This window comes from Sulfurimonas sp. (genome assembly GCF_028694605.1).
Lineage (GTDB): Bacteria > Campylobacterota > Campylobacteria > Campylobacterales > Sulfurimonadaceae > Sulfurimonas.
Genome location: NZ_JAQVKP010000008.1, coordinates 65,006 through 84,307, shown reverse-complemented (window position 1 = coordinate 84,307; position 19,302 = coordinate 65,006). Strand labels below are relative to the sequence as shown.

Annotated in this window: 31 protein-coding genes; 1 reads left to right on the top strand and 30 read right to left on the bottom strand. The window is 32.9% G+C overall.

From position 1 onward, the window contains the following. Positions 1–7: 7 nt before the first annotated feature. The 28 genes from PHY84_RS06410 to PHY84_RS06275 form a co-directional block, all read right to left on the bottom strand. Positions 8–757: a hypothetical protein gene (locus PHY84_RS06410; protein ID WP_299858539.1), complete on the bottom strand. Its 750-nt coding sequence runs from the start codon at positions 755–757 to the stop codon at positions 8–10. After that, positions 754–1,980, bottom strand: coding sequence for a hypothetical protein (locus PHY84_RS06405; protein WP_299858538.1), 1,227 nt, complete (start codon positions 1,978–1,980; stop codon positions 754–756). Before PHY84_RS06405 ends, PHY84_RS06410 begins: the two co-directional genes overlap by 4 nt. A gap of 153 nt (positions 1,981–2,133) precedes the next feature. After that, positions 2,134–2,610 carry a hypothetical protein gene (locus tag PHY84_RS06400; RefSeq protein ID WP_299858537.1) on the bottom strand — a complete coding sequence of 159 codons (477 nt, stop codon included), beginning with the start codon at positions 2,608–2,610 and terminating at the stop codon, positions 2,134–2,136. A gap of 9 nt (positions 2,611–2,619) precedes the next feature. Beyond that, positions 2,620–3,141, bottom strand: coding sequence for a hypothetical protein (locus PHY84_RS06395; protein ID WP_299858536.1), 522 nt, complete (start codon positions 3,139–3,141; stop codon positions 2,620–2,622). A 16-nt stretch (positions 3,142–3,157) separates the two neighbouring features. Further along, positions 3,158–3,349: a hypothetical protein gene (locus tag PHY84_RS06390; protein ID WP_299858535.1), complete on the bottom strand. Its 192-nt coding sequence runs from the start codon at positions 3,347–3,349 to the stop codon at positions 3,158–3,160. A 21-nt stretch (positions 3,350–3,370) separates the two neighbouring features. After that, entirely contained in the window at positions 3,371–3,736 is a 366-nt protein-coding gene (locus tag PHY84_RS06385) for a D-Ala-D-Ala carboxypeptidase family metallohydrolase (RefSeq protein WP_299858534.1), read from the bottom strand. Then, positions 3,737–5,149: a hypothetical protein gene (locus tag PHY84_RS06380; protein ID WP_299858533.1), complete on the bottom strand. Its 1,413-nt coding sequence runs from the start codon at positions 5,147–5,149 to the stop codon at positions 3,737–3,739. A gap of 71 nt (positions 5,150–5,220) precedes the next feature. After that, the gene (locus PHY84_RS06375; protein WP_299858532.1) at positions 5,221–5,502 is read right to left on the bottom strand and encodes a hypothetical protein; all 282 of its coding nucleotides are present in this window, start codon (positions 5,500–5,502) and stop codon (positions 5,221–5,223) included. Between the two features lie 19 nt (positions 5,503–5,521). Continuing rightward, positions 5,522–5,908, bottom strand: coding sequence for a hypothetical protein (locus PHY84_RS06370; protein WP_299858531.1), 387 nt, complete (start codon positions 5,906–5,908; stop codon positions 5,522–5,524). Positions 5,909–5,971: 63 nt separating this feature from the next. Further along, on the bottom strand, positions 5,972–6,115 hold the full coding sequence (locus PHY84_RS06365) for a hypothetical protein (protein WP_299858529.1): 144 nt from the start codon (positions 6,113–6,115) through the stop codon (positions 5,972–5,974). Between the two features lie 279 nt (positions 6,116–6,394). Then, positions 6,395–6,604, bottom strand: coding sequence for a hypothetical protein (locus PHY84_RS06360; RefSeq protein WP_299858546.1), 210 nt, complete (start codon positions 6,602–6,604; stop codon positions 6,395–6,397). A 7-nt stretch (positions 6,605–6,611) separates the two neighbouring features. Further along, a complete protein-coding gene (locus tag PHY84_RS06355) occupies positions 6,612–6,956 on the bottom strand; it encodes a hypothetical protein (protein ID WP_299858545.1) in 345 nt (114 codons plus the stop codon). A gap of 3 nt (positions 6,957–6,959) precedes the next feature. Beyond that, positions 6,960–7,313: a hypothetical protein gene (locus tag PHY84_RS06350; protein ID WP_299858544.1), complete on the bottom strand. Its 354-nt coding sequence runs from the start codon at positions 7,311–7,313 to the stop codon at positions 6,960–6,962. 527 nt (positions 7,314–7,840) lie between these two features. Beyond that, positions 7,841–8,071: a hypothetical protein gene (locus PHY84_RS06345; protein WP_299858543.1), complete on the bottom strand. Its 231-nt coding sequence runs from the start codon at positions 8,069–8,071 to the stop codon at positions 7,841–7,843. Positions 8,072–8,078: 7 nt separating this feature from the next. Continuing rightward, positions 8,079–8,438: a hypothetical protein gene (locus PHY84_RS06340; RefSeq protein WP_299858542.1), complete on the bottom strand. Its 360-nt coding sequence runs from the start codon at positions 8,436–8,438 to the stop codon at positions 8,079–8,081. Next, positions 8,431–8,931, bottom strand: coding sequence for a hypothetical protein (locus PHY84_RS06335; RefSeq protein WP_299858541.1), 501 nt, complete (start codon positions 8,929–8,931; stop codon positions 8,431–8,433). Before PHY84_RS06335 ends, PHY84_RS06340 begins: the two co-directional genes overlap by 8 nt. Further along, the gene (locus PHY84_RS06330) at positions 8,932–9,063 is read right to left on the bottom strand and encodes a hypothetical protein (RefSeq protein ID WP_299858540.1); all 132 of its coding nucleotides are present in this window, start codon (positions 9,061–9,063) and stop codon (positions 8,932–8,934) included. A gap of 11 nt (positions 9,064–9,074) precedes the next feature. Next, entirely contained in the window at positions 9,075–9,824 is a 750-nt protein-coding gene (locus PHY84_RS06325) for a hypothetical protein (protein WP_299858539.1), read from the bottom strand. Continuing rightward, positions 9,821–11,047: a hypothetical protein gene (locus PHY84_RS06320; protein WP_299858538.1), complete on the bottom strand. Its 1,227-nt coding sequence runs from the start codon at positions 11,045–11,047 to the stop codon at positions 9,821–9,823. The genes PHY84_RS06325 and PHY84_RS06320 overlap by 4 nt, the downstream gene beginning before the upstream one ends. 153 nt (positions 11,048–11,200) lie before the next feature. Next, a complete protein-coding gene (locus PHY84_RS06315; protein WP_299858537.1) occupies positions 11,201–11,677 on the bottom strand; it encodes a hypothetical protein in 477 nt (158 codons plus the stop codon). 9 nt (positions 11,678–11,686) lie between these two features. Next, on the bottom strand, positions 11,687–12,208 hold the full coding sequence (locus PHY84_RS06310) for a hypothetical protein (protein ID WP_299858536.1): 522 nt from the start codon (positions 12,206–12,208) through the stop codon (positions 11,687–11,689). Between the two features lie 16 nt (positions 12,209–12,224). Next, positions 12,225–12,416, bottom strand: a complete 192-nt coding sequence (locus PHY84_RS06305; protein ID WP_299858535.1) for a hypothetical protein — start codon at positions 12,414–12,416, stop codon at positions 12,225–12,227. Positions 12,417–12,437: 21 nt separating this feature from the next. Next, positions 12,438–12,803, bottom strand: a complete 366-nt coding sequence (locus PHY84_RS06300; RefSeq protein WP_299858534.1) for a D-Ala-D-Ala carboxypeptidase family metallohydrolase — start codon at positions 12,801–12,803, stop codon at positions 12,438–12,440. Next, complete coding sequence (locus tag PHY84_RS06295) at positions 12,804–14,216, bottom strand: hypothetical protein (RefSeq protein ID WP_299858533.1); 1,413 nt, start codon at positions 14,214–14,216, stop codon at positions 12,804–12,806. It abuts the gene before it with no gap. Positions 14,217–14,287: 71 nt separating this feature from the next. Further along, positions 14,288–14,569: a hypothetical protein gene (locus tag PHY84_RS06290; RefSeq protein ID WP_299858532.1), complete on the bottom strand. Its 282-nt coding sequence runs from the start codon at positions 14,567–14,569 to the stop codon at positions 14,288–14,290. 19 nt (positions 14,570–14,588) lie between these two features. Continuing rightward, positions 14,589–14,975 carry a hypothetical protein gene (locus PHY84_RS06285; RefSeq protein WP_299858531.1) on the bottom strand — a complete coding sequence of 129 codons (387 nt, stop codon included), beginning with the start codon at positions 14,973–14,975 and terminating at the stop codon, positions 14,589–14,591. Between the two features lie 63 nt (positions 14,976–15,038). Next, a complete protein-coding gene (locus tag PHY84_RS06280) occupies positions 15,039–15,182 on the bottom strand; it encodes a hypothetical protein (RefSeq protein ID WP_299858529.1) in 144 nt (47 codons plus the stop codon). Then, positions 15,170–16,129, bottom strand: coding sequence for a transposase (locus PHY84_RS06275; protein ID WP_299858527.1), 960 nt, complete (start codon positions 16,127–16,129; stop codon positions 15,170–15,172). Before PHY84_RS06275 ends, PHY84_RS06280 begins: the two co-directional genes overlap by 13 nt. 225 nt (positions 16,130–16,354) lie before the next feature. On the opposite strand from PHY84_RS06275, the gene PHY84_RS06270 reads away from it, so the two are divergent. Further along, positions 16,355–17,254: a lipid A biosynthesis lauroyl acyltransferase gene (locus tag PHY84_RS06270; RefSeq protein WP_299858526.1), complete on the top strand. Its 900-nt coding sequence runs from the start codon at positions 16,355–16,357 to the stop codon at positions 17,252–17,254. Here PHY84_RS06270 and PHY84_RS06265 read toward each other — a convergent pair. Continuing rightward, positions 17,251–18,291, bottom strand: coding sequence for an AI-2E family transporter (locus tag PHY84_RS06265; RefSeq protein WP_299858525.1), 1,041 nt, complete (start codon positions 18,289–18,291; stop codon positions 17,251–17,253). The genes PHY84_RS06270 and PHY84_RS06265 overlap by 4 nt on opposite strands. After that, on the bottom strand, positions 18,288–19,301 hold the full coding sequence (ruvB, locus tag PHY84_RS06260; RefSeq protein ID WP_299858524.1) for a Holliday junction branch migration DNA helicase RuvB: 1,014 nt from the start codon (positions 19,299–19,301) through the stop codon (positions 18,288–18,290). The genes PHY84_RS06265 and ruvB overlap by 4 nt, the downstream gene beginning before the upstream one ends. Position 19,302 lies beyond the last annotated feature (1 nt).

Here is a 19,302-nt window from a genome sequence, read left to right as displayed (position 1 = left end):
TCACCTCTTATTTATTATAAACATAGCCTAAGCCATTCAACAAAGTTAAGAACTGCTCGCTAAGACCAGTTACGTGACCAGCGGAATCCGTAACGTACATGAAGTCAGCAACATGATTCAACTCGTCAGCAGTTATAGACGATGCAGTGTCACGTCCTAAAATACGCTTTATCATAGTTTCATCATTTGAAGTAAACGATTTTGTAAACATTTTAAAAAGCAGAGTATCGTTATATCTACTAGCCATCTTATCAGCGACATTCAAATGAAATGATTCACGGTTAACGATATGTTCTTTTTGTCTTATTACACTATCAATAGTGCTACCCTCGTTTTGCGTTAAACGTTCAGCACTAAAATGAGCATTTGCACCGTCCAAAACAAGTTGAGCAGTTGCAACTCTATCAGCATATGATTTTTGAAAGAGTTCAAACTTTTTTAAAAATTTAAAGCCTCGAAAATTCTGCAATTTATTTTTAGTTTTTTGCGCAAAATCCGAAGCTAAAGCAATAACAACTAAACCTTGAGCGAGAGTAAACACTTTTTGAACAAAATCTTCTTGAGACCTAATTAAAAGCATCATTAAACCCATAGTAAGAATGTTCATAGAACTTTCAAGAGCACTTTTAACCGCGTCACTCTCAACATCTTTAACAAGATTTTGAACTTGTGAGCGTGCTTCATTGTAGCCAACCTGGTATGTTAAATCTTCAAAAAACTCACTTACTGAATTTTGACCAATCGCACCGATGCTCAAATAGAACCTCCCAAAGACGAAACAATATCGTTTAAACGAGTTGATTTCTTATCAAACTGAAAGAGCTTTGACAAGTCTAAATCAGGAGTTAAGCTCATATCAAAATCATCATTATCAAACTCTAAATTATTCATATCAGTTCTAAGTCTAGCGTCAGTAGAATTTTTCACTGCTTGAATTTCAACAGGCTTCATTATGGCAACTACATTACCGTCCAAATCTCTAATTTCAGTTTGAGTAATTGCGTATTCATCTTTTTGCGTTCTTGCACTGTATGAACGACCAACGATATCAGAACCGAAAGTCAAAATACCGTCATTTATTAATTTTTGAGAATTTGCCCACTCTTCTAAATATGGTGCTTCTAAAACACTTGCAACAGAACTAACAGAAGAATTACTAGGGATATATTCAGTTAAATTTTCACCGCTCGTAGTTGAACGTATAACAGTTTTATAAGTTATACCACTCGAAAGACCGTTAATATCATCATCAATTTTTTGCTGAGCTGATGATGGAACATTTTGTTGACGCCAACTAATTAAAGCTTTTTTAATATCTGAATAACTCGCACCTTGACTTCTCATAGTTTCAATATAAGCATTTTCAGCTGTTTGTAATCTTGAAACCTCGTCAGCAGAAACGCCAGAACTTGACAACATCTTATAATAGTCAGAAGTATTTATATATGGAGTATCACCAGTGTTTGTTAAATCTTCTTGATAATTTTCTGATACATCTATAAGAGTAGCAGAAATTGAAGCTAACGAAGCACCGATAACAGACAAATTAACATCAAGAGTTCCGAAAACGGAAGCAGTAACTAAGGAACTTGTATTGATAGCGTCAATTAATTTGTCAATACTATCTTTAATGAAAACTTGATTTGTCAACAATGGACTTGCAGAAGAATTATCCAACAGCTGTGTAGTTTTAGTGCGTTGCTCAACTGAGATAGATTCTGCATTCGCAACACCTTTCGTAGTAGATTCTATAGTAGAAGTAGTTGCATCAGACAACATACAAGAAACACCCATAGCAAAATTAGCTAAATTTTGCTTTTTACTTGCAATAGTAGCAGTTTTTGGTTTTGATGTCGGGATAGGATTTATATCAGGTGCGCCTTTTGGATTTACTGAGCGAGTTATATAATTGTTTACAACTTCATAAGCAGCACCAGCGGCTAAAGCCTCAAAAATGGGAACAAGCAGTGGAGCCACCATTAAAAGCCCCTACTACATGAAACTATTTGCAATTTACTATTATAGCCAATAAAGAACCTATGGCAATACCTCGCCACAAGTGAACTGAATTTAAAACTTTTAAAAGCATTTCCATAAAAACAACCTTTATACTTTTTGAACATTCTACACCGCCTACACATATTTTGTCAAGAGTGCTTCTGGAACTGTTAATTTGTAACCGTCGTCAGAAACTAAGTCATAATGCACTGTATAGCCGTTGTCGGAATATAAAGATACAAAACTTCTTGCAACACTATAGACGACGTCACGACCTGCAACTTTGACATTAGTGCCGTCCAGAAACTCACAACCGTTTCCATTAAGCGAAATAAAATTATTAGAAAATAAATATGATTTAATATTTATCAAATCACTTGTATTATTTTCTACTTTAGCTAGCAAATTAAAAATATTTGCATGCAATGATGAAAAACTATTATTTACAACGCTTAGCATACTATTAAAATTATCTAATATTGTTTTCAAATCGACTGAATTACTATCGATTTTTGAACTAACCAAAGACAAATCACAAACCACAGTAGATACAGAATCGCCTACGACATAATCAAGTTCAGTATAATTTGCTTCAACATAATTCTCACTCATAATTCAAACCTAACCAACAATAATCTGATTGACAGTAAAATTTGCTTCCATCTGCTCAATATCACTCTGTATAAAAAACAAAGAATAGCGAAGATTAGAATATGCAGACATATCTAAACTAACAAAATAAGCATCATTTGTAGCGTTTGGCAACAAATCTAAACTAGAAATAAAACTAAAATTTTCATCAAAAAAAACAAGACGACTATTAGCAGTATTTATATTTTGAACACTTGACAAGTCATACATTGTAGCAGTAAAGTCAAACTGCTTAGACTGAACAGTATTAAAATCTAGCATAACAACGCTTTTAAATACTGAATCAAAAGTCTTAATACAAGTAACAGAATCATTATAATTTGATTCACTTAAATTAATTAAGTCAGAACCTGAAAGAACATCTACCATAGGTGAAGAACTAACACTCAATATAATATTAAGAAAATTTTGCAATTTTAAAACTTCCTTAAAATTTGAATCCATTTCGGCATGAGTAAGTACAGAGCCTTTTATTTCTCTTAATGTTAACATTTTTTTTAATCCTCTTTTATTTCATTTCTTTTTTTAATAACAAATCAGCATCATACTTAGACAGCGTGTTATTATCTTTGTTAGCTAGATAACTAGCACCATATTGTATAATCGACAAAACTTCATCATCACTCTTAGATGATGTTGAATTAATGTAACCTCTAATTAAATCAAAAACTAGCGGCATTAACCATTGAAAAGTAAACATTTTTTTTTAAATCCTTTATTTTTAATATAAAAAAGTAACTTTTTGAGGTTTACTTTCATCAATATCAATATGTATAAAATCCTTATCAATACCGATGCGAAAAAAACCACAAAAAAACAAGACATTTAGCAATTTGTAACGGTAATTACTATCTATTGCTCTAATATCAACTGCAAGACCTTTAACATGTGCGGAACTATCCTCAGAGCCAATTTTTCTATTATGCTCTAAACATCTAAAACCGCTATTTATTACGATAGGTTGCTTTAGCAACTCCCTAGCAGTATTTAATCTATCTACTAGTTTTTGACTGATATCAAGACCACCACATCCGCAACCGCATTCAAACTCTTTAGGCTTGAAATATCTTCCAAAATCATAAGCCATTTATATAGAAACACCTCCTTTATTATGAAATAAAGCTCTAGAATCCAATTTTTCTACCAATTCAGGACTATATAGAACATCATAAACGCTATCACTAGCTTTATAAACAGTTGTATATATGCTTCTCTCTAAATCTTGATAGTCAGGAACCGAAACGACGCCGTTAAATCTGCAATAATCTATCTTTTCGAACCAGTCTAGCTGTTTATTAATACAATCTTCTAACAAAGAGATTTCTTTATCTTGATAATTCTTCGAATTACTATCTTTGAATGCTTGAATTAAAGTATCTTGAGATATTGAACCATAATACTTACTCATAGTAGAAAATAAACTTTTAATACTATTTGAAACGTAATCTAAAGAACCTTTTTGCGGTACTTTAAAAGAAGTTGATACACCACTCATTCGATAACCATTCCAAACTTTCATGTCTTCCCAAAAATCAAGAACATTAGCTCTTTGATATATCTTTTGCATAGCATATTTAGTTAATAATTTCTCAGTACCATCTCTCAAAGTACGCTTACCACGAAGAAGATTAAAAACTGTTTTCTCATCTAAATCAAGCAACTTAAAATCAGTCAAAGCCTTATCAAACAGAGCGGGAATATTATTTAAAACTGTTAAGTAATCATCAAAGTTATAACTATCTGCATTTTTTAATTTTTTTAGCTTCTCTCGTCTAAACTGAATTTCAATACGCCAAACAGTTTTATTTTCATCATAATCTAAACAATTTTGCCAAAGATAACTTTTTACAAAAGATTTCTCTTTTTTCTTATCAATCTCTAATGATTTGTTATAAACTCTTAAATGATAATCACCACCACCAAACGTGAAACCGCTAAACGATGTAATACCACCATAGACAGAAGCTTTAGCAAATTCACTAACATCTTCATGCGTTTGTGCTAATCTTGCTCTCGTACGCAATCGATAAAAATCTAGATGTGTAAAGTTGTAACCTTGAATATCACATGCTAAATGTATCTCAGGTATTTTCAAAAGATATGAAGATAACAAATGAATTTTTACAAAATTATTAACTATTGAAATGCACTTAACATAGCCATAACGTGCCAAAAATTCTGCACGATACTCAACTTTCATTAAAGGCGAAGAATTAATTTTATTTTTTGTTTTACGTAAAGCGATAGTAATATCATTATTTACAAGAACAACACTAAAACCAGAAATTGACGTAGGCAAAACTTCAAATTTATGAACGCCAAAATTGACGATAACTTTATCAGAATTGTATTCGTTTGCTCGTTCTTGAGATTGTTTTTTTAAATATATCAAATCATCAACAGTACCTAAATATTTTTTAAAATCTGCATCATCAATATCACTAGAAATATAATAGTGTTCTTTCAACGTGTCAACATGTTGTGAAATAATTTTAACCATCTGAAAACCCCTGATAATCAATTTGCAAAAATGTCCATTTATGCCCCCTTGTTAAACCACGTTTGGGCAAACTAAAAACTAAACAAAAGTTGATTTCTCACCATCAACTTATCAGAACTATTTTTATTTTTTAAGTAATCATTTTTCATAATATCAAACTCTCTAACAGAAATAGCTCTAACAAATTGAGAAATAGAAACGCCTACAAAACATCCGAAAGGAGTTTTGTAGAACTGCTTGAATTCATGCTCAAAAAAATCAACTGTATTCAATGGCTTTGGATAATACGTAACATTGTCAACGTAATATTTGACTTTTGAACCGCCGTCAACAAAATTAATTAAATCTTGCATGAAAGACATTTTTTTTAACTTACAAAATAGTATATTTATGAAAGACAGGAGATATGTTTCCAAACGAAAGACCAAATGAACCTTCAAACAAAACACGCATACCGACATCAAACATCTCATGCCAATCAGATTTTACGTTAATAGACATTTCGCCACCTTCAAAAGCGATAACAACCGTATAATACGGATTCCAATACTGAGGCTTACCATCTTCGTCCAAAATAACCTCACCAGTTTTTTTATCAATTTTTAAACGTGGCTCGCTAACTCTTTTTTCCTTAATCTTTCCAGCAATCAAAATTTTATTTGTATTTAATCTCTCAAGATAAATACGAGTTTGCTCTTGCACATCTGCAATTGTTAGAGGCTTTGAGCCCAAATCTTTTACTTGTTCTGCTTGCGCCATTTGTACATCCTTAGTTTATTTTTTTTTGAGATTTAATCTCATTAGTGAGTTACAGATAACGCACTATGAAACTAATTTATCTAGCCTGTAATAAATACTCTTTCGCTCAACGTTTGCACATTTTGCAACACTTGAAACAGTTATTTTTTTTTTACTTTTGACTAATTGCAAAAAGGCAAAGTATATTTTTTTATCTACTTCTTGCATTGTTTTAGCTCTCTTTTTGTGTAATGCGAGAGCTTAATTACAATAGCTCTCAATATATGTGACATGACAGAAACTAAAGCAACTTTTGCAGGTTTACCTTTGTCTCTAAGTTGAAATATTAATATAAAAAAATAGAAAAAACCTTTTTTTTTCGTCATTTTTTATATTTGGATAACATTATAGAAAATTCCGTAATGTTTGTCAAGGTTTTGAGGTTTTTTTTGAGATTTTATCATACAGAGCGTTTAAAATGCTCTATATGATGTTTTTTTGTAGAAACTAGACAGAAGAAGATTTTATATTTAACAAAACTTTATTTTGAGCATGTATCTCATAAACTATCTGCTTAATTTCGTGAAAGTCTTCAATATCATCTCTAAGATGTTTGACTTCACTTTCTAATTTAGCAAAACGAGAGGTAACATACGCAAAGTATGTGAGGAAAGTAAACAAAAAGCCTAAAATCCCCATGTATAAATCAATCGTCATAGAAGAATTACGCAGTAATTAATCTATTTGAAATGACGAAAGCCTCATCTACGACAACACCGTTGATAGTCATACCGATTAAGACTGCAAAAACGTCTTCCTCAGACTTATTTGCCTTAACTTTGATATTAAGATATGTTTTTTCAGCGGTAGTTGAATTTTTTACCATGATTTGCATATCTTTGTAAGAAGTCTCAACGTCGGAAGCACCGCTAGTAGTCGCTAGACTGTAAACTGCAAACTCTCCATCTAATACTGCACTTGCAAAAGTTGCGGCAACTGTATCGTCGCATGGAAGAGTGATAGAGTGATTTTTTCCGCTAAAACGGTTAATTACTAAACTTTTTGACATTTATTACCCCCTACTAGAATTACCAATTGAATTACAATATTCACACTTAACAGAAGAATTGTAATCTACGTCAAACAAACCAATCGTTTGAGTTCTAATATCATCATCCTTCACAGTTGTTTTACAATGTGGAAGAGTGAAAGCCTTCGAGATAGTTACACCATCAATGTTTTTTTTACCGACGGAAAAACGTCTAAAATTTGGAGTTGCGATGTTAGCAACAGTACCACCAGAAGCGACTTTTATAAATAATTCGCTTACACCAGCCAATAGAGGAGAAAGTAAAGAAAAGTCAGCCGTAGTCATAGCGGCATAAGCAGTTCCGGCACTTTTACCGTTTATCTTTTGCTTTATCATTTGCGATAACCTTTTTTTTTATTCTTTAAGTGATACGTGAAGTAGCTTAAAGTGATGAAAGTATGAAGTTATTTTTTTTATTTCACAGGGTGTGAAGAATTTTTTTTTAATGCACTATTCAACGTGGTTTTAAATGGATAAAGTAAACACTTTTTTAAAGAGTGTGTAATTTATTTTTTTTCAAAACAAACATTACAAATTTTTAACGCATAAAACAATAACCGCCGATAGAAACTAAGACAGCAAAATCTGAATCTGCTAAACAAAAGAAAGCTAAAATCTCCAAAGCGCAACTTTTTTCCGCACCCTACATAGTCAACCTTTGATTATTAAATTTTATTAGCTTACAGTGTCCTTATGGGGGACGAAGTCCCACACAAGGACATTCTAAGCTAAAAAATTTATAAAGTCGGTATGACGATGAAGGGAACGGAAGAAAGCTACGCAATGTAGAAACAGCAGTAGCCTTTTTGACTTTAAAAAAAAACTTAATCCTCAAAAAATGTGCTATTTTTTTTAAAATAGGCTTAAAATTGAACACAGCAAATTTTATTATCTGCTACATCTTCTTTTAAATCATTTAAAAACTTTGCATATTCAAAAACAAGCGTTTGGTAATTATAAGTATGATTATTTATACAGCGATATGAATATGATTTATAATAGAGTGGATTACAACATTTAAAACAACTAACTTCATCATTATCAAGATTAATATCTAAACGTTGAAAAAATAGTTTTGCTTCTGAACGTGTCATTTTTCAACTACTTTTTAAACAGTGAACAATAAACACTATCGACATTTAAGCCAGAAATGTCCATACATTCTTTAATCTTTGCAAAAACATCATCACTTGATTTAGTCAATTTTATATTATGATGAAGAACTTGTTTACTCATTCTAGTTTCATCATTTTTTATAAAGCCTTTGAAAAGTGAATTATAATTCATATCATCAATAGGTATGTTTTCAGTCAAATCTTCATATTCAACTCTTAGTATTTCAGTTACTTTCATAGTCGAAAGCGTGCTGTAAAAATCTAAGGCATGAGAGAGCGACTTAAACTCTGCATGCTCAACGATAGTGCGCTTTCCTTGCTTTAATTGGATTCTGTATTTAGGCATCAGGAGTACTCAAAAAAGTTAGTTTTGGATAAACATAAGACATAAACATATCAAAAGTTAAAGAACATGAAACGTCATAAAAAGTTTCATCAGAAACACAATATATTTTACCTAAATGACCGTTATAGCTATCAAACAACAAACGCAAAAGCGATATAAACTCATCAATATCACAACGAGTAAATACGTAATCAGCATAAAAAGGATGATTTTCAGAATCTCGATAATAAGAATAGCCAAGAACTTGCAAAGAATTAGGTAATTTCCAAAAAGAAGTAACATCTGAAGACAGAACACGAAAAGGAATCTCAACAAAAACTTCTAGCTGATGTACAATAGGATCAAAACCAGGAAAATTACCAATAAAAAAAAGTTGTACATACGAATTACCAAAAGTCATTCCCTTAGGATACAACTGGTCTTCATGCTCAGGTTGATAAATCGACAAATAATCCAAAAGAAAAGATTCACAGCAAAAAAGAGTAGAAATCATTTACAAAACCTCCTCCAAATGCAATGAATCTAAAGTGCCATACAGGGCAAGAACTAAAGCCTGTAAAAGTCTTTGAATATCTCTTAATCTTTTCAACTCTTCAGCTGAAACTTCTTCACAATTTATAGCCATTTTTTCACCTCTTATTTATTATAAACATAGCCTAAGCCATTCAACAAAGTTAAGAACTGCTCGCTAAGACCAGTTACGTGACCAGCGGAATCCGTAACGTACATGAAGTCAGCAACATGATTCAACTCGTCAGCAGTTATAGACGATGCAGTGTCACGTCCTAAAATACGCTTTATCATAGTTTCATCATTTGAAGTAAACGATTTTGTAAACATTTTAAAAAGCAGAGTATCGTTATATCTACTAGCCATCTTATCAGCGACATTCAAATGAAATGATTCACGGTTAACGATATGTTCTTTTTGTCTTATTACACTATCAATAGTGCTACCCTCGTTTTGCGTTAAACGTTCAGCACTAAAATGAGCATTTGCACCGTCCAAAACAAGTTGAGCAGTTGCAACTCTATCAGCATATGATTTTTGAAAGAGTTCAAACTTTTTTAAAAATTTAAAGCCTCGAAAATTCTGCAATTTATTTTTAGTTTTTTGCGCAAAATCCGAAGCTAAAGCAATAACAACTAAACCTTGAGCGAGAGTAAACACTTTTTGAACAAAATCTTCTTGAGACCTAATTAAAAGCATCATTAAACCCATAGTAAGAATGTTCATAGAACTTTCAAGAGCACTTTTAACCGCGTCACTCTCAACATCTTTAACAAGATTTTGAACTTGTGAGCGTGCTTCATTGTAGCCAACCTGGTATGTTAAATCTTCAAAAAACTCACTTACTGAATTTTGACCAATCGCACCGATGCTCAAATAGAACCTCCCAAAGACGAAACAATATCGTTTAAACGAGTTGATTTCTTATCAAACTGAAAGAGCTTTGACAAGTCTAAATCAGGAGTTAAGCTCATATCAAAATCATCATTATCAAACTCTAAATTATTCATATCAGTTCTAAGTCTAGCGTCAGTAGAATTTTTCACTGCTTGAATTTCAACAGGCTTCATTATGGCAACTACATTACCGTCCAAATCTCTAATTTCAGTTTGAGTAATTGCGTATTCATCTTTTTGCGTTCTTGCACTGTATGAACGACCAACGATATCAGAACCGAAAGTCAAAATACCGTCATTTATTAATTTTTGAGAATTTGCCCACTCTTCTAAATATGGTGCTTCTAAAACACTTGCAACAGAACTAACAGAAGAATTACTAGGGATATATTCAGTTAAATTTTCACCGCTCGTAGTTGAACGTATAACAGTTTTATAAGTTATACCACTCGAAAGACCGTTAATATCATCATCAATTTTTTGCTGAGCTGATGATGGAACATTTTGTTGACGCCAACTAATTAAAGCTTTTTTAATATCTGAATAACTCGCACCTTGACTTCTCATAGTTTCAATATAAGCATTTTCAGCTGTTTGTAATCTTGAAACCTCGTCAGCAGAAACGCCAGAACTTGACAACATCTTATAATAGTCAGAAGTATTTATATATGGAGTATCACCAGTGTTTGTTAAATCTTCTTGATAATTTTCTGATACATCTATAAGAGTAGCAGAAATTGAAGCTAACGAAGCACCGATAACAGACAAATTAACATCAAGAGTTCCGAAAACGGAAGCAGTAACTAAGGAACTTGTATTGATAGCGTCAATTAATTTGTCAATACTATCTTTAATGAAAACTTGATTTGTCAACAATGGACTTGCAGAAGAATTATCCAACAGCTGTGTAGTTTTAGTGCGTTGCTCAACTGAGATAGATTCTGCATTCGCAACACCTTTCGTAGTAGATTCTATAGTAGAAGTAGTTGCATCAGACAACATACAAGAAACACCCATAGCAAAATTAGCTAAATTTTGCTTTTTACTTGCAATAGTAGCAGTTTTTGGTTTTGATGTCGGGATAGGATTTATATCAGGTGCGCCTTTTGGATTTACTGAGCGAGTTATATAATTGTTTACAACTTCATAAGCAGCACCAGCGGCTAAAGCCTCAAAAATGGGAACAAGCAGTGGAGCCACCATTAAAAGCCCCTACTACATGAAACTATTTGCAATTTACTATTATAGCCAATAAAGAACCTATGGCAATACCTCGCCACAAGTGAACTGAATTTAAAACTTTTAAAAGCATTTCCATAAAAACAACCTTTATACTTTTTGAACATTCTACACCGCCTACACATATTTTGTCAAGAGTGCTTCTGGAACTGTTAATTTGTAACCGTCGTCAGAAACTAAGTCATAATGCACTGTATAGCCGTTGTCGGAATATAAAGATACAAAACTTCTTGCAACACTATAGACGACGTCACGACCTGCAACTTTGACATTAGTGCCGTCCAGAAACTCACAACCGTTTCCATTAAGCGAAATAAAATTATTAGAAAATAAATATGATTTAATATTTATCAAATCACTTGTATTATTTTCTACTTTAGCTAGCAAATTAAAAATATTTGCATGCAATGATGAAAAACTATTATTTACAACGCTTAGCATACTATTAAAATTATCTAATATTGTTTTCAAATCGACTGAATTACTATCGATTTTTGAACTAACCAAAGACAAATCACAAACCACAGTAGATACAGAATCGCCTACGACATAATCAAGTTCAGTATAATTTGCTTCAACATAATTCTCACTCATAATTCAAACCTAACCAACAATAATCTGATTGACAGTAAAATTTGCTTCCATCTGCTCAATATCACTCTGTATAAAAAACAAAGAATAGCGAAGATTAGAATATGCAGACATATCTAAACTAACAAAATAAGCATCATTTGTAGCGTTTGGCAACAAATCTAAACTAGAAATAAAACTAAAATTTTCATCAAAAAAAACAAGACGACTATTAGCAGTATTTATATTTTGAACACTTGACAAGTCATACATTGTAGCAGTAAAGTCAAACTGCTTAGACTGAACAGTATTAAAATCTAGCATAACAACGCTTTTAAATACTGAATCAAAAGTCTTAATACAAGTAACAGAATCATTATAATTTGATTCACTTAAATTAATTAAGTCAGAACCTGAAAGAACATCTACCATAGGTGAAGAACTAACACTCAATATAATATTAAGAAAATTTTGCAATTTTAAAACTTCCTTAAAATTTGAATCCATTTCGGCATGAGTAAGTACAGAGCCTTTTATTTCTCTTAATGTTAACATTTTTTTTAATCCTCTTTTATTTCATTTCTTTTTTTAATAACAAATCAGCATCATACTTAGACAGCGTGTTATTATCTTTGTTAGCTAGATAACTAGCACCATATTGTATAATCGACAAAACTTCATCATCACTCTTAGATGATGTTGAATTAATGTAACCTCTAATTAAATCAAAAACTAGCGGCATTAACCATTGAAAAGTAAACATTTTTTTTTAAATCCTTTATTTTTAATATAAAAAAGTAACTTTTTGAGGTTTACTTTCATCAATATCAATATGTATAAAATCCTTATCAATACCGATGCGAAAAAAACCACAAAAAAACAAGACATTTAGCAATTTGTAACGGTAATTACTATCTATTGCTCTAATATCAACTGCAAGACCTTTAACATGTGCGGAACTATCCTCAGAGCCAATTTTTCTATTATGCTCTAAACATCTAAAACCGCTATTTATTACGATAGGTTGCTTTAGCAACTCCCTAGCAGTATTTAATCTATCTACTAGTTTTTGACTGATATCAAGACCACCACATCCGCAACCGCATTCAAACTCTTTAGGCTTGAAATATCTTCCAAAATCATAAGCCATTTATATAGAAACACCTCCTTTATTATGAAATAAAGCTCTAGAATCCAATTTTTCTACCAATTCAGGACTATATAGAACATCATAAACGCTATCACTAGCTTTATAAACAGTTGTATATATGCTTCTCTCTAAATCTTGATAGTCAGGAACCGAAACGACGCCGTTAAATCTGCAATAATCTATCTTTTCGAACCAGTCTAGCTGTTTATTAATACAATCTTCTAACAAAGAGATTTCTTTATCTTGATAATTCTTCGAATTACTATCTTTGAATGCTTGAATTAAAGTATCTTGAGATATTGAACCATAATACTTACTCATAGTAGAAAATAAACTTTTAATACTATTTGAAACGTAATCTAAAGAACCTTTTTGCGGTACTTTAAAAGAAGTTGATACACCACTCATTCGATAACCATTCCAAACTTTCATGTCTTCCCAAAAATCAAGAACATTAGCTCTTTGATATATCTTTTGCATAGCATATTTAGTTAATAATTTCTCAGTACCATCTCTCAAAGTACGCTTACCACGAAGAAGATTAAAAACTGTTTTCTCATCTAAATCAAGCAACTTAAAATCAGTCAAAGCCTTATCAAACAGAGCGGGAATATTATTTAAAACTGTTAAGTAATCATCAAAGTTATAACTATCTGCATTTTTTAATTTTTTTAGCTTCTCTCGTCTAAACTGAATTTCAATACGCCAAACAGTTTTATTTTCATCATAATCTAAACAATTTTGCCAAAGATAACTTTTTACAAAAGATTTCTCTTTTTTCTTATCAATCTCTAATGATTTGTTATAAACTCTTAAATGATAATCACCACCACCAAACGTGAAACCGCTAAACGATGTAATACCACCATAGACAGAAGCTTTAGCAAATTCACTAACATCTTCATGCGTTTGTGCTAATCTTGCTCTCGTACGCAATCGATAAAAATCTAGATGTGTAAAGTTGTAACCTTGAATATCACATGCTAAATGTATCTCAGGTATTTTCAAAAGATATGAAGATAACAAATGAATTTTTACAAAATTATTAACTATTGAAATGCACTTAACATAGCCATAACGTGCCAAAAATTCTGCACGATACTCAACTTTCATTAAAGGCGAAGAATTAATTTTATTTTTTGTTTTACGTAAAGCGATAGTAATATCATTATTTACAAGAACAACACTAAAACCAGAAATTGACGTAGGCAAAACTTCAAATTTATGAACGCCAAAATTGACGATAACTTTATCAGAATTGTATTCGTTTGCTCGTTCTTGAGATTGTTTTTTTAAATATATCAAATCATCAACAGTACCTAAATATTTTTTAAAATCTGCATCATCAATATCACTAGAAATATAATAGTGTTCTTTCAACGTGTCAACATGTTGTGAAATAATTTTAACCATCTGAAAACCCCTGATAATCAATTTGCAAAAATGTCCATTTATGCCCCCTTGTTAAACCACGTTTGGGCAAACTAAAAACTAAACAAAAGTTGATTTCTCACCATCAACTTATCAGAACTATTTTTATTTTTTAAGTAATCATTTTTCATAATATCAAACTCTCTAACAGAAATAGCTCTAACAAATTGAGAAATAGAAACGCCTACAAAACATCCGAAAGGAGTTTTGTAGAACTGCTTGAATTCATGCTCAAAAAAATCAACTGTATTCAATGGCTTTGGATAATACGTAACATTGTCAACGTAATATTTGACTTTTGAACCGCCGTCAACAAAATTAATTAAATCTTGCATGAAAGACATTTTTTTTAACTTACAAAATAGTATATTTATGAAAGACAGGAGATATGTTTCCAAACGAAAGACCAAATGAACCTTCAAACAAAACACGCATACCGACATCAAACATCTCATGCCAATCAGATTTTACGTTAATAGACATTTCGCCACCTTCAAAAGCGATAACAACCGTATAATACGGATTCCAATACTGAGGCTTACCATCTTCGTCCAAAATAACCTCACCAGTTTTTTTATCAATTTTTAAACGTGGCTCGCTAACTCTTTTTTCCTTAATCTTTCCAGCAATCAAAATTTTATTTGTATTTAATCTCTCAAGATAAATACGAGTTTGCTCTTGCACATCTGCAATTGTTAGAGGCTTTGAGCCCAAATCTTTTACTTGTTCTGCTTGCGCCATTTGTACATCCTTAGTTTATTTTTTTTTGAGATTTAATCTCATTAGTGAGTTACAGATAACGCACTATGAAACTAATTTATCTAGCCTGTAATAAATACTCTTTCGCTCAACGTTTGCACATTTTGCAACACTTGAAACAGTTATTTTTTTTTTACTTTTGACTAATTGCAAAAAGGCAAAGTATATTTTTTTATCTACTTCTTGCATTGTTTTAGCTCTCTTTTTGTGTAATGCGAGAGCTTAATTACAATAGCTCTCAATATATGTGACATGACAGAAACTAAAGCAACTTTTGCAGGTTTACCTTTGTCTCTAAGTCTTGAATATTTATTTTTAAGTATCTCGTTACTTCTTATAGCAGGAACGGCAGACATATACAAAAGTCTTAAGATGTCTCTATCACCTTTCTTAGAAATTTTGTCTTTTTTATGAACAGAAGTCCCACTTTGAAAAGAAACAGGATTAAGACCGAAAAAAGCATTTATTTGTTTTAAAGTAAATTTGTCGAAGTGGTCGTATAGATAAGGTATCAAATGAATTAAAAGCTTATCGCCGACACCAGATATATCTTTCTTAATTTTTTTTGCTTCGGGACAAGTTACATAAAGCAAAGAGATAGCGTTTTTTTCAACTCTATCTCTAGTTATAGTCAAATACTTAACAATGTCTCTCAAATCATGTAATATTTGAGAAGTTTCGGGATAAAGTTCTATAGCGTGGATACTATTTTGAGTTTGTCTTATTTGTTTATCCATTAAATGAAGAGATGACAAAATAGGTTTAAACAATTCACGTGTAGGATAAGACAAATATTCTGATAAATCGCCATCTCTTAAAAAACGAGCAATAACGTAGCTATCTGTTTTATCAGTTTTGCCGTGAACATTAAGTGACTTACGGAAACTAGACACTGAAAGCGGTTTCAAAATGTATGGTTTAACATCGTTGTTATAAAGAAATTTTTCTAACTTTTTGTGATAATTTCCCGTACTTTCAAATCCAAGAGAGAAAACTTTGAAATTATGGTAAAGAAATAAAAGGCTATTAAACCCCTCTATATCGTTGTTAAATTTGTGGTAGTAAGGCTCATTCTGTATGAGTAAACAACAATCAATCGTATCTTTTGAAATATCAACGCCTATTAAATTTGTCATTAGCGAAACCTCTATTTTCTATTTGAGCTTAAAGCACTTAATTCCGTCAAAGGTATATTTCACTAGCCTAATTTGTTATGAAAGTTCAAGACTTTTTTGGCTATTAAGGCTTATTATGCAGTGAAATATTAATATAAAAAAATAGAAAAAACCTTTTTTTTTCGTCATTTTTTATATTTGGATAACATTATAGAAATTGGCTATAATCCGCTTTTAAACTATGGAATGGATTTAGTGATTATGGGATTTAAACTCTTTTTACTTTTAGAAAAAATTTTAATGCTTTTGCCAAACAAGGCAAGAAAAAATTTCTTTACATTTTTAGCCTCCCTCGCATATTATCTCTCGTCACGTTACAGAAATACAGGCTTTGTAAATCTTGATTTTATCTATGGCGATACGCTTTCTCACACACAAAAAAAAGAGATTGTCAAATACAGTTTTAGAAATCTTCTACTTAACTTTTTGCATCTGATGGAGCTAAGACACATAAGCAAAGATGAACTTGCAAAAAAAATTACCATTAAAAACAGAGAAATCGTAGATAATGTACATGCGCAAAATAGAGCCGTTATCTATGTAACATCACACTACTGTGCATGGGAGCTTGGCGGTATCGGGATTGGCACTTTTGTAGAGCCTCTTGCTGCTGTTTTTCGCAAAATGAAAAATAGAGAGTATGAACAGTGGGTTTTAGAATCACGGGAGCGATTTGGAAACAGTTCGCTTGAGAAGAGAAATGTTATGAGAGCGCTTATCTCACTTGTCAAAAAAAAGATGGCAAGCGGTATCCTGATAGACACTGCCATGAATCAAAGAGAGGGTATCGAGGTTGATTTTTTAGGTAAAAAAGTTTACCAAACACCGGCTCCTGCCTATTTGGCGAGAAAATATGATGCTGCTATCATCCCTGTTGTTATGCTAAGCAAAGATGAAGAGAGCTATGAACTTGTGTTCTTTGATGAAATTGTTGTCGAAAAAACAGAAAATGAGCAAGAAGATATCCAAAAAGCAACACAGCTTCAAGCTGACTGGCTAGGTTCTCTCATCTACAACCAACCAAAATGCTGGTTTTGGATTCATAGAAGGTTTAAGGGTGAATACCCGCATATCTACAAACGTTAGCTAATATACCCCTGTGTTCTTGCCTCAAAGAGTTTTAAAATTGCAAGAAAAAAGGCAGTGATGGCAGGTCCAAGAATCATCCCCCAAAACCCAAACACACTGAGTCCCGCAATGATTGCAAAAAAGATGATAAGCTCATTCATCTTTGCATCATCCTCCTTTAAGAGTCTTATGTTTATCTCTTTGATAATAAGCGGCTTAATAAACGTATCGGCAATGAGCGAGATAACAACAACGGTATAAGAAGCGATGAATATGGCATTTGCACTGTTTCCCATGGAAAATTCATAAAGCATAAACGGAAGCCACATAAGCGCTCCGCCAACAACGGGGATAAGCGAAGCAAAACCGTACATAATTCCAAAAAGAAGACCGTTATAGCCCATGTAAGATATTGCGATACCAAATAATACGCCCTGAAACATAGCATTTATGATGATAGAGTAAAAAACAACACTCATAACAGAGGAAAGCTCTCTTGCCAGAAGCGTCGTCTCTTCAACAGACATCTGCACCACTCTTTTGAGCAAATCAACTACAAAACCGCCGTTATACTGCGCAAAAAAGTAAAAAATGATAACTAAAAATGAGTTTTTGAGATATCCTACACTAAGCGAACCGATATTTCCGGTAAACGATAAGACATAAGAAGCTATGGAGTTTACGCTTATCTCTTGCGTGATATCATCCATGTAAGGTTTCAGAAAATTTAGATACGCCGGAGGATTTGCCAAAAAGTTATTTACACTCAACTCTATATTTCTAAAAATCTCAGGCTCTATTGTGTTGAGTTTAAGCGTCAAAGTAACCAAAAAATAACCAAGCGGCGCAAAAAAGAGAAGAGCAAGCAAGGAACTGCTTGCAAGTGCTGCTAAAAATTTTGATTTTAAAAGTCTCTCAAAAAAATTTTGAATATTTGACGTAGAGATTGCTAAAAGTGCTGCGATGACCATCCCCAACAAAAACGGCGCATAGAGAAGATACATCCAGTAAAGCGACGTTGCAAAAAGAATTGCGACAAAATATTGCGGTTTCAAAAAAGGGCTCCATTATCTGATTTTGGCGGAGTGATGTTTAGGGCTTGATAGGTAGCGTCTGTTGCCTTTCTCCCCTTTGCCGTTCGCTCCAGATAACCGTTTGCAATGAGGTAAGGTTCTAAAACATCCTCTACAGTCCCCTCATCCTCACTAAGTGCCGCCGCAATCGTACTTAGCCCAATCGCTCTTCCGTTTGCTCCGGCTAAAATATGCAAAAGCCTAATATCCATCGTATCAAACCCATGAGCGTTGATACCGAGTTCATCAAGTGCATACTGTGTTCTTGCATGCATTATACTGCTCTCATTTGCAACATCGGCAAAATCTCTTACACGACGCAAAAGTCTAAGTGCTATACGGGGCGTTCCACGGCTGCGTTTTGCTATCTCCAAACACGCCTCATGAGCTATATTTTTATTCAGCTTGCCCGAAGCTTGAGAGATAATTTTCGCAAGTTCTTCAGGAGAGTAAAACTGCATACGAAAATTCATACCAAACCTGTCACGAAGCGGATTTGAGAGCATTCCTGCTCTTGTAGTAGCACCCACAAGCGTAAAACGAGGCAAATCAATCTTTACCGTTTGTGCAGCAGGACCGCTTCCTATGATGATGTCGATACGAAAATCTTCCATAGAGGAGTAGAGGATCTCTTCTACAGCGGGCGAGAGGCGGTGAATCTCATCTATAAAGAGTATATCTCCCTCTTGCAGATTTGTCAAAATTGCCGCCAAATCGCCGCTTTTTTCTATCATAGGAGCTGCGGTTACTTTGATATTTGCCTGCATCTCGTTTGCGATAATGAGCGCAAGCGTAGTCTTTCCAAGCCCCGGAGGTCCGTAAAAAAGGACATGGTCAAGCGCCTCTCCCCTCTTTTTGCTCGCCTCTATAAAAACACCGAGATTTTTTTTAATCTGCTCTTGCCCGATGTACTCACTCCATGCACTCGGACGAAGAGAGTTTTCAGCAATCTCTTCACCATCAAACTTCTCAATCTCTACCAATCGTTCCATC